This window comes from Carboxylicivirga sediminis, assembly GCF_018156225.1.
GTDB classification, from domain to species: Bacteria; Bacteroidota; Bacteroidia; order Bacteroidales; family Marinilabiliaceae; genus Carboxylicivirga; species Carboxylicivirga sediminis.
Window position 1 is genome coordinate 132,121 of sequence record NZ_JAGTAR010000004.1, and the last position, 13,626, is coordinate 145,746.

The 13,626-nt window shown below is 40.5% G+C and carries 14 protein-coding genes; 4 read left to right on the top strand and 10 right to left on the bottom strand.

From position 1 onward, the window contains the following. Position 1 precedes the first annotated feature (1 nt). From KDU71_RS04360 to KDU71_RS04370, 3 genes are read right to left on the bottom strand one after another with little or no spacing between them, the layout of a single operon-like run. Positions 2 to 430: a YybH family protein gene (locus tag KDU71_RS04360; RefSeq protein ID WP_212188689.1), complete on the bottom strand. Its 429-nt coding sequence runs from the start codon at positions 428 to 430 to the stop codon at positions 2 to 4. 51 nt (positions 431 to 481) lie between these two features. Further along, positions 482 to 661, bottom strand: a complete 180-nt coding sequence (locus KDU71_RS04365; RefSeq protein WP_212188690.1) for an Arc family DNA binding domain-containing protein — start codon at positions 659 to 661, stop codon at positions 482 to 484. Between the two features lie 3 nt (positions 662 to 664). Beyond that, the gene (locus KDU71_RS04370) at positions 665 to 1,519 is read right to left on the bottom strand and encodes an SPFH domain-containing protein (protein ID WP_212188691.1); all 855 of its coding nucleotides are present in this window, start codon (positions 1,517 to 1,519) and stop codon (positions 665 to 667) included. A gap of 131 nt (positions 1,520 to 1,650) precedes the next feature. Here KDU71_RS04370 and KDU71_RS04375 point away from each other — a divergent pair, with 131 nt between their 5' ends. Beyond that, complete coding sequence (locus tag KDU71_RS04375; protein WP_212188692.1) at positions 1,651 to 2,313, top strand: hypothetical protein; 663 nt, start codon at positions 1,651 to 1,653, stop codon at positions 2,311 to 2,313. Here KDU71_RS04375 and KDU71_RS04380 read toward each other — a convergent pair. From KDU71_RS04380 to KDU71_RS04395, 4 genes are all read right to left on the bottom strand, one after another. Beyond that, entirely contained in the window at positions 2,306 to 3,115 is an 810-nt protein-coding gene (locus tag KDU71_RS04380; RefSeq protein ID WP_212188693.1) for a metal ABC transporter permease, read from the bottom strand. The two genes, KDU71_RS04375 and KDU71_RS04380, sit on opposite strands and share 8 nt — an antisense overlap. Further along, a complete protein-coding gene (locus KDU71_RS04385) occupies positions 3,108 to 3,848 on the bottom strand; it encodes a metal ABC transporter ATP-binding protein (protein WP_212188694.1) in 741 nt (246 codons plus the stop codon). Before KDU71_RS04385 ends, KDU71_RS04380 begins: the two co-directional genes overlap by 8 nt. 1 nt (position 3,849) lies before the next feature. Continuing rightward, the gene (locus tag KDU71_RS04390) at positions 3,850 to 4,725 is read right to left on the bottom strand and encodes a metal ABC transporter solute-binding protein, Zn/Mn family (RefSeq protein WP_212188695.1); all 876 of its coding nucleotides are present in this window, start codon (positions 4,723 to 4,725) and stop codon (positions 3,850 to 3,852) included. A 110-nt stretch (positions 4,726 to 4,835) separates the two neighbouring features. Continuing rightward, on the bottom strand, positions 4,836 to 5,750 hold the full coding sequence (locus KDU71_RS04395; RefSeq protein WP_212188696.1) for a LytR/AlgR family response regulator transcription factor: 915 nt from the start codon (positions 5,748 to 5,750) through the stop codon (positions 4,836 to 4,838). A 174-nt stretch (positions 5,751 to 5,924) separates the two neighbouring features. Here KDU71_RS04395 and KDU71_RS04400 point away from each other — a divergent pair, with 174 nt between their 5' ends. Then, complete coding sequence (locus KDU71_RS04400) at positions 5,925 to 7,055, top strand: DUF6051 family protein (protein WP_212188697.1); 1,131 nt, start codon at positions 5,925 to 5,927, stop codon at positions 7,053 to 7,055. A gap of 85 nt (positions 7,056 to 7,140) precedes the next feature. Here KDU71_RS04400 and KDU71_RS04405 read toward each other — a convergent pair whose 3' ends face one another. After that, positions 7,141 to 9,162 (bottom strand): transketolase family protein, encoded by a 2,022-nt coding sequence (locus tag KDU71_RS04405; protein WP_212188698.1) that lies wholly within the window; start codon positions 9,160 to 9,162, stop codon positions 7,141 to 7,143. 323 nt (positions 9,163 to 9,485) lie between these two features. On the opposite strand from KDU71_RS04405, the gene pdxB reads away from it, so the two are divergent. Next, positions 9,486 to 10,622 (top strand): 4-phosphoerythronate dehydrogenase PdxB, encoded by a 1,137-nt coding sequence (pdxB, locus tag KDU71_RS04410; RefSeq protein WP_212188699.1) that lies wholly within the window; start codon positions 9,486 to 9,488, stop codon positions 10,620 to 10,622. Positions 10,623 to 10,667: 45 nt separating this feature from the next. Here the strand turns inward: pdxB and KDU71_RS04415 are convergent, their stop codons facing one another. Continuing rightward, positions 10,668 to 12,014 carry a cyclic 2,3-diphosphoglycerate synthase gene (locus KDU71_RS04415; RefSeq protein ID WP_212188700.1) on the bottom strand — a complete coding sequence of 449 codons (1,347 nt, stop codon included), beginning with the start codon at positions 12,012 to 12,014 and terminating at the stop codon, positions 10,668 to 10,670. A 170-nt stretch (positions 12,015 to 12,184) separates the two neighbouring features. On the opposite strand from KDU71_RS04415, the gene KDU71_RS04420 reads away from it, so the two are divergent. Further along, the gene (locus tag KDU71_RS04420) at positions 12,185 to 12,775 is read left to right on the top strand and encodes an acyl carrier protein phosphodiesterase (RefSeq protein ID WP_212188701.1); all 591 of its coding nucleotides are present in this window, start codon (positions 12,185 to 12,187) and stop codon (positions 12,773 to 12,775) included. Here the strand turns inward: KDU71_RS04420 and prmC are convergent. Then, on the bottom strand, positions 12,772 to 13,623 hold the full coding sequence (gene prmC, locus KDU71_RS04425) for a peptide chain release factor N(5)-glutamine methyltransferase (RefSeq protein ID WP_212188702.1): 852 nt from the start codon (positions 13,621 to 13,623) through the stop codon (positions 12,772 to 12,774). The two genes, KDU71_RS04420 and prmC, sit on opposite strands and share 4 nt — an antisense overlap. Positions 13,624 to 13,626 lie beyond the last annotated feature (3 nt).

Here is a 13,626-nt window from a genome sequence, read left to right on the forward strand (position 1 = left end):
TTTAATCCCACACGAAGCGCCATTGTCCATCGCTTTGGCGCTTCCATACCGTGTGGAAGATGCCCTCTGATGTTTCGCCATTAGCATGGTTAATTAACTGATAGTTACCATAGGTATAGGCCAAGTCGCCTGACGCAGCCACATCAATCTTATCAGGATGCCATTTTAACTCAATATCCCGATAGCTATTCGCGTTCTCTTCAAAATAGGTTTGGATGGCGACTTTTCCTTTTATCAATTGCTTGTTCCTCATTATTACGGCATCTTCAGCAGCGAAAAACAGAAAGGCTGCCGCTACTCCACTTTCCTTAGCCATTTGAGCAAAGGCCAATTCGGTTTGTTTAACCTCTTCCTGATAGTTAGTCATGGTGTTTGTTTTTGGCGTACATGAGACAAATGCTATAAGTAATATGAGAGCAATACGAATCATAGAAATGATATTTTAGAAAATGAGCAACTTCCTTAGAAATTGCTCATATGGTTATTCATCTTCAGAAGTATTGTCTTTCTTCTGTTTTAATCGTTTGGCATCTTTTAAGCATTTATGAATCATCCATTCAAGCTGACCATTGACACTTCTGAATTCGTCGTCAGCCCACTTTTCAATCTGCTTAAATGTTTCAGGGTCAATTCTTAGGACAAATGATTTCTTTTTACTCATAAATTAGTTGTGTAATGTGCCGGTATTAATCACGGGCGTCGCTTCTTTATCACCGCACAAAACTACCATTAAATTACTAACCATTGAGGCCTTTTGATGTTCATCAAATTCAATGATCTCATCCTCAGATAGTCTGGTTAGTGCGTCTTCGACCATGCCCACGGCACCTTCAACAATTTTTTTACGCGCTGCAACAATAGCCACCGCTTGCTGACGTTTCAGCATCGATCCAGCTATTTCAGGAGCATAGGCGAGGTAACCAATGCGAGCTTCAGTTACTTCAATACCAGCTATGGCCAATCGTTCGGTGATTTCTTCTTCCAGGGCCTCATTAACTTCATGCATACCCGAACGCAAGGTTACTTCTGCCTGTTCATCATCAAAATTATCGTAAGGATAAGAACCGGCCAGTTTACGAACGGCTGCATCTGTTTGGACTCTTACAAACTCTTCATAATGATCCACTTCGAAAGCGGCTTTGTAAGTATCCTTTACTTTCCATACCAATATTACATTGATAAGGATGGGATTACCAATTTTGTCGTTGACTTTAACTTTGTCACTGTCAAAGTTGCGGGCTCTTAAAGAGATGCGCGTCTTGGTGTAAAATGGGTTGGCCCAGAAGAAGCCGTTGTCTTTCACAGTGCCTTTGTAGGCGCCAAATAAGACCAATACTTTCGACCCGTTCGGGTTCACAATAAAGAAGCCGGGCAGAATAGCCAGGATGAATGGGATAGCTATTATCAATGGATATAGCTCCAGTTTAATGATGGTGGTAAGGGTTGCCGCCAGCAACACCAGGAATACGATAAGCATCGTATATCCACTGCTAGGTTTAGTTGTTTTTTCTGTTTTCATAGTGATATCAAAATAGTATCACAATGATAAAATGATTTTATTAGATTGTCAAGCTTTACTGAAAAATATTATTCATATTAGATGATTATAAATCTCCTGGTTTACTATTTTAGCTTCTAAAATTTAACAAAATGAAATATTGGCTCCTACTCTTTATATCCTTTTATACATTATTGAGCAATGCCACAAATTGGTGGTATCAAGGTTATGTGATAACCAATGATGATGAAAAGATCTATGGTGAGATTTATGTTCCGCCTCATAGTCAGACAACAGGAGCATTAGTCATATCAGGAATTGATCTGGAAGGTTTTTATAATCGTGTCTGGTTCAAACACGATGGTTCAGAATCCGATTATGTACCTGAAATGATTCGTGAATTTGGTTTTACATATATGGGAAGTGATTACAAATTTGAAAGCACTTGTCTGCATTTTAAGAGTATTGTTAAATCAGAGAGGACCAAGCATCGGTTTTTAAATGTGGTGCATCGTGGAAATATCTCTTTACTTCGGGATTGCAGAATGTTCCAGGATGGTGTTGCTGGTAGAAGTGGCTATCCCGAATACTTAACTTATTATGATTATTACCTGTCCTCATCGGATGGTAAACTGATCCGTTTGTTTTCCTCAAATGAAACGGAAGACCTTAAAATGGTATTGGAGCAGTTAGGAATGGACAAGCGTTTTTTATATAGTATTGGAAGGATCAAGGTTCGAACGCTCGCCGATGTGCTCTATCAATACGACGTATGGTTATCTGAGCAAAAAAAGCCTGTACAGGTCGTTATCTGATTAGCTTAATCATCTTAAGAACGACAAATAGAACTGTTAGTGTGAAAATGATGGTCGCACCTGAAGGCAAGTCAAGAAAGTAAGCAATTAATAGCCCGGAGAGGCTTCCGACAACACTGATTAATACGGCACCAATCATCACTTTATTAAGATTTTTGGCATACAGATTAGCCGCTGCTGCAGGAATCGTAAATAATGATAGTACCAGAATAATTCCCATTACTTTAATAGAAAGAACTATGGCGATAGATACTAATGCTGCACTGATGTATTTGATGGTTTGAACAGGTAAACCGGATACCTTAGCAAAATCGGCATCAAAAGCGACAGTTACTATTGCTTGGTAATATAAGCTTATCAGAATGATGCAAAGCATTGCTGTACCAGCCAGCCATATCAGATCGGTCACTTTAACTGTAAGTATATCGCCAAACAAAAAACCCATTAGGTTGGGGGTGTAGCCAGGTGTGAGAAATACAAAAAGGATACCGATAGCCATCCCAAGCGACCATAAAATAGCAATCGAACTGTCTTCTCTGATACCAGCTTTACTGCTGCTCCATTCGATACCAAGGGCTGATAATACTGCAAAAATACCTGCACCTAAAAACGGTGGAAATCCTAGGTAGTAGGCAATACCCATGCCTCCAAATGATGCGTGAGTAATACCGCTGCTAATGAATACATTGCGACGAGCAACAATATAGCTGCCAATTATTCCTGCAATGATGGAAGATAATAAGGCGGCCAGCAGGGCATTACGGAAAAATGCAAAGCTGAATAGTTCAAGAAGTTCATTCATGGCCGTGATGTTTTAATACCCTGTGCGGAACATGACCGTGGCTGACGAGTTCAATTGGGCAGTTATACGATTGGAGAATTTCATTGGTAATCTTATTCGAAGGGTGGTAATGCAAACCACCATTGACACAAGCGATGGTTTTAACCATAGAAGAGATAGTCCCAACATCGTGTGAGACCAATAATATCGCCATTTGCTCATTTAGTTCACCAAGCAGATTATACAAATTAGCCTCAAATGTTTTGTCAACATAGGTATTAGGTTCGTCCAGAATCAACAGATTTGGATTACTGATTAAAGCTCTGCATAAGAATACGCGCTGCATTTGTCCGCCTGAAAGCTCCCCAATTGGCACATTGTGTGATCTATCCAGGCCTATAAATTCAAGCAGTTCATCAACTCTAATAAGCTGTTCTTTATTTGCTCTCTTCCACCATTTGTCTGTAGCAAACCGGCCGGATAAAACTACATCTTTGATGGTGACCGGAAATTGCTTATCGATAGTGTTAACTTGTGGAAGGTAGCCAATATTGACCTTATCAGATTTGATTATCCGACCCGATAGTGGCTGAATCAGGTTCAGTATAACTTTAAGAAGCGTTGTTTTGCCACCACCATTTGGTCCTATTATGCCTATAAAATCGTTGGAATGAACTGTTAAGTTTACCTGGTTCAAAACAACGTTTTTGTCATAAGCTGCCCGAATGTTATCAAGCTGAATAAGTGGTTCCATCTTATTGTTGTTCCAGATGACTGATAAATCGATCCATCTCCTTTAGCCATTCATAGGAAAGTGGGTTAACTTGTGTAGTTTCGGCACCAATTTCATCTGCAATAACCTGGGCATTTGTTTGGTCAAACTCCTGTTGGATATAGATGGTTCGGATATGCTTTTGATGAGCTAATTCAATGGTTGCTTTTAAACGAGAAGGAGAAGGTGTTTTACCTTCAAATTCAATCGTTAATTGTTCAAATCCATAGTCTCTGGCCAGGTAAGTATAGGCAGGATGAAATATCATAAATGCCAGACTGTCATTCTTTGCTTGCAGATTGTTCAAACGTTCATCCATCTCATCCAATTGATTCAGGAATTGCTCATGATTTAAGGCAATCAGCTCTTTGTATTGTGGAAAAAGTTCAGTCAGGTAGCTTTTTAGATTTTTCATGATGCGCCTCACTTGTTTGGGTGATGTCCATGTATGCGGATCAACACCTGCTGAGCAAACATGGCCCGGCTCATGGTTATGATGATGATGCTCTCCCTGAATCATTTCAATGCCTTTAGACAGATCGTACCATTGCATGGTTTGGTTGGCCGCTTTTAGCTTATCTGCCCAACTTGATTCAAATCCCAGATGGCCCATTTTTATATATGCCACAGAACCTGATAGCTTTTTGATTTGAGCTACAGATGGTGCATAACTAGCATGGTCAGCGCCTTGTGGAATCATGATGTTAACTTCAATAGAATCTTTTAGAAGGTGATCAATGAAATACTTCTGTGGAGCAATGCTTACCGACACAATTGGCTTTTCATTGGTCTCTTTGGCAGTTTGGCAGCCTGTAAGAATAACAATCGCCAGTAAGCTGACTAATATCGCTTTTGTCATTTATATCTGTTTGTAATGCGGTTGTATACCATAGTATTTGCTATCGCAAAAATACTAGAATACAGTTAATATTGCAACAATGTTGCAATAAATATCAGACTCTGGAGTCTTTAATGACTTTGGCCAAACAATTCAAACACAGCTCCGGTATATGTTTTAGAAACAGGTACTTCAACTAAAGGTTGCGTGTTTAGTTTAATACGCAGACCTTCTTTGGTTCGTTCAATCAGCTTAACTTTCTGAAAATTGACCATATAAGAGCGATGGACACGTATGACTTCAAATGGCTTAAGAGTGTCTTCCAGCCGTTTGAGTGTATTACGCAGAAGAAACTTTTCCTGTTTATTGTGATTTGAATAATAGATAGTAACATAATTGTCGGCACCTTGCAGGTAGAGTAAGTCTTCCAGTTTAATAGTTAATCGCATGGTTCCTTTTTCATCTCTGAACGGTACCATCCCAATTTTCTCCGTATTTTGATTATTGCCTTCTGCAATAGCCTCCAGTTTTTCTTTATTGTCTATCCAGGCAAAGTATAGCCAGGTAACTGTATATGGAATGAGTAACACCAGTGCCGTATTTTGGATGGAAACTTTAATAGCCTCATCAAATGATCTGGGATCATGCAAAATCAGCATCTCGTATAGTGTATAAAACAATGACATGCTACTTATCTCAATAGCAATCCAGATAAGGTAACGACCAATTGAAATATATTTCCCCCTTTTGGCCAGCTGGTACATGATGATACGGCTGATGACAACCACCAGTACGCCAGTTAGTATCACCAGGCTGGAATATAAAAGAAGTTCCAGCTTTGATATATTAAACCAGGTGGTAACACCAAATGGTGCATAGATATTAATAAATACCAATGCAAACGCAGCCGTAAAAAGAATAAGACTGACAATATTCTTTTTCTTGACCAGATAGGATGGTATTTTTTTGCTTAAATCCATGGTGTATAAAGATGCACTAAAATCTTTAATTATGATGGCAAAGATGATTGGTTTTTGGTGCTTCATCAAAAAATTGACCCCGAATTTAATCCCAATATTTGAAATTTCACCCCTAAATATGGTTTTTAAGCCCAGTAAACCTGTGTAAATCACATAAAATTGCAAAGCTAGCGATTCTTGATTTGGTTTGCATTCGAAGATGACAATGTGCATCTGATTAGCGTATAATTATGAAACTCCATGAATTATTTTTTTCTATATCAAACTCTGAAAGCACAATTTTCATCGGGAGATGCCACACACACTCCCGGTGAGAGTGCTTTTGGTTTTTATACGCATGAGTTTCATTCGAGGCAATCTATTCCATACCTCACCCAGGCAACTTCTCCATTCGATATTGAGTGTTCAGAGACTAACTTGAATAAGGATTTTACATATCCCGTTTTTCATCCTGATAAAGGCATCGCATCTGAAGGGTGCATTATTTTATTGCATGGTCTTAATGAGCGCTCATGGGATAAGTATTTGCCGTGGGGTTATCAATTGGCAAATTATACCAGAAAGACTGTCATCTTATTTCCTATAGCGTATCATATGAACCGTTCACCAAAGGAATGGTGTGACCCTCGTAAGATGAATGCTTTTGTTAAGGAGCGAAAGACGACCATTCCAGGTATTGATGGTTTGAGTGTAGCTAACGTGGCTTTAAGTGATCGATTGACAAAGCATCCCGAACGTTTCTTCCTTTCCGGATATCAGGCTGCCAATGATTTACTTGATTTAATTGCTTCCATACGTGAAGGGGAGCATGCACTGATTAAAAAAGATGCGCAGATTGATTTTTTTGCCTATTCAATCGGTTCTTTCCTGTCTCAAATTATGTTTTTGGCACATGGAGATGATGTGTTAGCCAACAGCCGACTGTTTGTATTTTGTGGAGGCAGTGTTTTTGAGGATTGGCAGGGGGTATCGCGGTTCATAATGGATAGTAAGGCATTTAATCGCCTGCAGGATTATTATAAGAGTGACCAGCAGTTTAATAATACAGCGGTTAAACGTATTATTAGTAATACAGCCTTAGGGCAGGCGTTTGTCGATATGATTTCGATGAAGAACCTAAGAAAAAGGAGTAACAGCTATATTACGGCATTAAAAGATCGGATGGCTGCTGTTGTTTTGAAGAATGATACTGTGGCTGTTGCTGATAAAGTAAAACATACATTAAGCGGAATGCAGGTAGAGGAATGGGATTTTAATTATGCTTATTCCCACATCATGCCATTTCCATTGCTTTCTAATAAATTGGTTAATCAGGTTAATGAGGCTTTTGACAAATTAATGTTAAGGGCTACCCTGCTTTTTACAACATAACGAGAATGATTGAATGTTAACCTGAAAAAAAGGGCGATGAGTTAAACGTAACCATCGCCCTTTTTTAGAATTATTTTGTATTTGCTTAGCCTAGCATCTCAGTAACTTGTTTAAGTACGTTTTCGCCAGTGAAGCCAAATTTCTCGTCCAATACAGTGTAAGGAGCCGAGTAACCAAAGTGATCCAGTCCCCAAACTGTGCCGTTAAGACCAACCAAACCTTCCAAAGTAACAGGTAGTCCTGCTGTCATACCAAATCGTGGCACATCTGCTGGCAATACTTCAGCCTGGTAAGCTTTATCTTGGTTGCGGAATAAACCTTCTGATATAACAGAAACAACATTTACTTTCAAGCCTTTCTGTTCACGCAGTAACTTAGCACCTTCAACCAAGGTTCCAACTTCTGAACCAGATGCCAGTAGCACAACGTCAGGCATATCAGCATCCTTTTCAACAATGTAGGCTCCTTTTTCGGCCTGTAGTGCATTATTGTAGCTACTATCAGGTAAATTAGGAATATTCTGACGTGAAAGAATCAATGCAGTTGGTGTTTTAGTATTCTCCATTGCCATCTTCCAGGCTACAGTTGTTTCATTGACATCAGCCGGACGAACAACCAGCATGCCGTTGTCACCATGGTGATTCTTCAGTTTTTCTAACAGGCGAATCTGTGCTTCCTGCTCAATAGGCTGGTGAGTAGGTCCGTCTTCGCCAACACGGAATGCATCATGAGTCCAAACATACTTAACCGGCAATTGCATTAAGGCAGCCATACGGGCAGTTGGTTTCATGTAATCAGAGAATACAAAGAAAGTACCACATACTGGAATTACACCACCGTGCAAGGCTATACCATTGGCAATGGCACCCATAGTTAGCTCAGCCACACCAATTTGCAGGAAGGCTCCTGAGAAATCACCTTTCTTGAATACTGTGGTTTTCTTTAAGAAACCATCAGTTTTATCTGAGTTAGCCAAATCGGCCGACATCACAATCATGTTTTCAACTTGCTCAGCGAATACGCCAAGAACAGTTGATGAAGCACCGCGTGTAGCTGCTCCTGCCTTTTGCTCAATGGCCGCATAATCGATATTGGTTTCACCAGAGATGAATTGAGCCAGCTTGGCTGCCAATTCAGGATTAGCTTTTGCCCATTCAGCTTGTTCAGCCTTTTTATCAGCAACATATGCTGCTTTTTTGTTGTTGGCTTCATTATAAAGCGCTTCAACCTCGGCAAATACCTGGAATGGATTTTCAACCTCAGCACCCAGGTTCTTAAGTGTGTCGGCAAATGAAGCACCAGCTGCACTCAATGGCTGTCCGTGTGTTGAAACCTGCTTTTCGAATGAGTCGCCGCTTGCAGTAACAGCACCTTTACCCATAATGGTTTTACCAATAATCAGGAATGGTTTTTCTGTTTCAGCACTTGCTGCATCTAAAGCCTTTCGAATCTGGTCATGGTCGTTACCATCAATAGTCATGGTAGCCCATCCCCAGGCTTCGTATTTCTTAGCAGTATCTTCAATGGTTACATCATCAGTAACTGTTGATAGTTGAATGTCGTTTGAATCATAGAACATTACCAGATTGCCAAGGCCAAGGTGTCCGGCAATACGGCCAGCACCCTGCGAAATTTCTTCCTGGATACCCCCATCTGAAATGAATGTGTAAATATTGTGGCTCATCCATTCACCAAAACGTGCGGCTAAAAAGCGCTCTGCAATAGCAGCACCAACTGCCATTACATGACCTTGTCCAAGTGGGCCTGATGTATTTTCAACTCCTCTTGCAAAATCCACTTCAGGGTGACCAGGTGTTGGGCTTCCCCACTGGCGGAAGTTAGCAAGTTCTTCCATGCTATAAGTACCTGTTAATGCTAATCCGGCATATAACATTGGTGACATATGTCCTGGGTCAAGGAAAAAACGGTCGCGGTTAAACCAGGTGCGATCCGCCGGGTCATAGTTCAAATACTCCGAAAACAATACATGCATAAAATCTGCTCCCCCCATTGCACCACCGGGGTGACCTGATTTTGCTTTTTCAACCATTGCGGCTGATAAAATCCGAATGTTGTCGGCTGCCAACTTTGAAATGTTCTTGTCCATTACGTTTTTAAAATTTTTTAGATTTCATACAGTCATTGTTGCTGTATGGAACTAGTTGTTAGGCCTGTTAAGCCAGGCCTAGCAACAGGTTGCTATTGCTGTTGATGTTTATAAAAACCGCACAGCAGCAGAACCGTCTTCAAACATGGCGCAAAAATACACTTTTTTCTGAACCCTATAAATTTAAATAGATATGACTTTTGTTGCTTTTGGCTGATCTGCCACTTCTTATGAGGAATTTAACTGCTATGTGCTATGCTAAACGGTAGGTGAAGAATGGCAGGTAATTGTTACTTTTGTGTTTGAAATAATAGGATGTAGCTATGCTAAAAATTGTTGCTGATAATAAAATACCTTTCCTGGAAGGAGCCTTGGAACCATTTGCTGATGTAACATATTTTCCGGGAGGAGAGATTGATAACGAGAAGCTGAAAGAGGCCGACGCCTTGGTTACGCGCACACGAACCAAATGTAATGAAGCAACATTACAATGCACTAGTGTTAAGCTTATTACTTCAGCCACGATTGGTTTTGATCATATTGATACTGATTGGTGTGAAACGCATCAGATTAGCTGGACCAATGCACCAGGTTGCAACTCCGAATCGGTTAAGCAATATGTTGCCGCCATTCTGGCATTGCTGGTGGAGGAGCAAGGTTGGCAGCTGGCGAACAAAGCAATCGCTGTAGTTGGTGTTGGCAATGTTGGCAGTAAGGTGAGTGCCTTGGCTCAAGCTTTGGGTATGACTGTGTATGAAGTTGATCCTCCCCGTGCTAGACATGAGGGTGGTCAACGCTTTTATCAATTAGATGACATAATTGACAAGGCAGACATTATTACTTTTCATACGCCATTGACAAAGGAAGGTGATGATCAGACATATCATTTGTGTGATCGCGGCTTACTTTCAAGAATGAAACCAGGAGCTGTGGTCATTAACTCATCGCGGGGTGAGGTGATTAATGGAACTGCTTTAAAGGAAGCGATAGAAAGCAAACAAATTGGACAGGCGGTGTTGGATGTTTGGGAAAATGAGCCTGAAATTGATAGTGATTTGTTGGATAAAGTTTGGATAGCGACACCACATATTGCCGGTTATTCACAGGATGGAAAGGCTAAGGGTACAGAAATGAGTGTCAGGGCGGTTAGTCGTTTCTTTAAGCTGGGGATTGATGAATGGGAGGCCCAAAATATACCTCAACCCGAAGAGCCTGAAATCTCAATTGATTGTAAAGGTCTGGATGAAGACCATATTATTGCTACAGCTATCCTGCATACATATCCAATAAAACGTGATGATACTGATTTACGGGGTGATGTAAGTCAATTTGAGTATTTACGCGGAGCTTATCCGGTTCGCAGAGAGTTTCATGCTTATGAGGTTGTGCTGCATAATGGAACCAAGGCATTGGCAGATAAAATGAAGGCCATAGGTTTCAGAGAGGTGATAGTAAAGTAGAGTGGCAGCACAGAACTGCACTGCCACCCTAGATAAAACCAGATGCTAAACCTTACTTAATTGAAGGTTTTGACTGATGACGAACTCTTTAAGAGTTTCGCGTAATGTTGGCTGACCTATCTCCTGTAGGTCATAGTAAACTCTGGTGTTAGGCTTATTAATTTTAACAATACGGTTTAAATCAATTGGCGTACCAATAATTACAGCATCGCATTGTACATTATCAATGGTCGCTTGTAAATCTTTAACTTGCTCATTGCCATATCCCATAGCGGGCAGTAAAGTGCCAATATTTGGATATATCTGATAGGTTTCGGCTAGTTTACCTACGGCATAATCACGTGGGTCAACTATCTCGGCAGCACCAAATTTTTTGGCGGCCACAATGCCTGCACCAATCTTCATCTCACCATGTGTCAGTGTTGGGCCATCTTCAATTACCAATACTCTTTTGCCTTTGATGACGTTAATATTATCTACCCGAATGGGTGATGCTCCATCAATCACTGTGGCATTCGGATTAACCATATCGATATTGGCTCTTAGCTGATTAATGTCTTCAGGTGCGGCACTGTCCATTTTGTTGATAACCACAATATCTGCCATACGCAGGTTTACTTCTCCCGGGTAATAGCTGAGCTCATGATTAACTCGATGTGGATCAGCTACCGTAATCAGCAGGTCTGGTTTGTAGAATGAGAAATCATTATTGCCACCATCCCAAAGTATCACATCACACCCATCAGGATCGTTTTCTGCTGCATCAATTATTGCCTGGTAGTCCACTCCTGCATAAATTACATTACCTCTCACAACATGTGGTTCATACTCTTCCATTTCTTCAATGGTGCATTTGTGAAAAGCCAGATCGTCAATAGTGGCAAAACGCTGAACTTTTTGTTTAACAAGGTCGCCATAAGGCATCGGGTGACGAATAGCCACCACTTTTAGCCCTTGGTCCATTAGTTGCTCAATCACTTTACGAGAAGTCTGGCTTTTGCCGCAACCGGTGCGTGTTGCACAAACTGCAATAACAGGTTTGTTGCTTTTTATCTGGGTGTCATTAGGGCCAAGTAGCATAAACGATGCGCCGGCTGCATTTACCCTGGCTGATAAATTCATAACCCTGCTATAGGGTACGTCGCTGTATGAGAATACACACACATCGGCTTCTTTCTCGATGATAAGCTTTTCAAGGTCTTCTTCTGCAAATATGGGAATGCCTTCGGGGTACAACTCGCCAGCTAATGCAGCTGGATATTTACGTCCGTCAATATCCGGTATTTGTGCAGCTGTAAAAGCAACCACTTTATAGTCATGGTTTTTCCTGAAAAAGGTGTTGAAGTTGTGAAAATCTCTTCCGGCAGCGCCGATAATAATGGCTTTTTGCATAATCTTGTTGATTTGGTTAGTGAAAATTAATGGTGTTCGGTTCTCAAAAAGTGAGATACTATAAATGTACCTGAAGGAAATATAAATGGCTAGTGGGATAAACATGTTAAGAAACAGAATGTTAATCTTGAAATAGTCATCCTGTTAATGTATTTTTATAAGTTTGCCGCATGAATTTTCTGGCTCATCTATATCTTTCGGGTAATATACCACCTGTTCAGGTTGGTAATTTTATAGGCGATCATGTAAAGGGGCGCGACTATGAGAAATATGCTCCTTTAATTAAGCAAGGAATTCTGCTACATCGCAAGATTGACCATTTTACCGATACGCATCTGGTTGTTAAGCAAAGTACTCAACGGTTAAAGGAACGCTATGGGCGTTATGCAGGTATTGTAACTGATGTTTTCTATGATCACTTTTTGGGTGTTAATTGGGATAAATACAATGATACTTCTCTCAATAAGTTTGTGAGTCAGAGTCATAAGGTATTACTGAGGCATTATTTTAGTTTGCCAGCCAGTGTAAAAAGGTTTTTGCCATTTATGGTTAAAAGCAGGCGACTGGAAACATATGCCACAAAAGAAGGTATCAAGAAGAGTCTTGAGATTATGGCCAACTATTCATCACTTCCCGATGAAGCTCATTGGGGGCTGCAACAGATGGAGTTGCACTATGAAGCGTTTAATGAAGAGTTTTTGACTTTCTTTAATGAATTAAGAATAATGGTGGATGAGGAACTTTCCTTAATTGAAACTTAAGTCAGTTGAGCCTTCATCATTCTATCTTTTCCATTAATATCTTTTCGGCATTCAATGTTTGAGTAACCTGTATCTCTTAAAAGTTCAGTCATTTCTTTAGCCAGGTATTCATTAATTTCAAAATACAGGTAACCGCGTGGACTCAATATTTGAGTGGCCAACCGGGCTATGGTTCTGTAAAAAATCAATGGATCGCTGTCGGAAACGAAAAGTGCGGAAGAAGGCTCATAATTTAAAACATTGGCTTCCATCATGGTTTTTTCCAATTCACGAACGTAGGGTGGGTTACTAACGATGCAATCAAACTGCCTGTCACTGCTTGTGCAGTTTAATACATCCACCTTCTCAAATATTACCTCTTGCTTCAGGCGCCGGGCATTGGTGGCAGCTGTCTCCAGGGCTTTATCTGATATATCCCAGGCAGTAACCCGGGTATCTGGCCAATGCGCTTTCAGCGATAGGGCAATGCACCCACTACCTGTACCTATGTCTAATAAACTTTTCGGTTGATGATTGTCCTTGAGTATCCAGTCAACCAGTTCCTCTGTTTCAGGGCGTGGAATTAGTACTGAAGGATTGACATCAAATGAGAGACCGTAAAACTCTGTTGAGCCAATGATGTATTGGAGTGGTACATGGTTTTTGAGTTGTTTTGTATAGGTGTCCAGTGTGTTCTTATCTTCCTCGTTTAGCAAATCGTTATTCATCAACAGTAATTGTGTATTATCAACTTCTAAAACATGTTGAAGCAGGAGCCTTCCAAACTGTTTGATTTCATAGCCAGGATAGATGTCCTTAAGTTCGGAAAGGAGATTGGCTGTGTATTGCAGAATCGTAGTACCACTCATTTT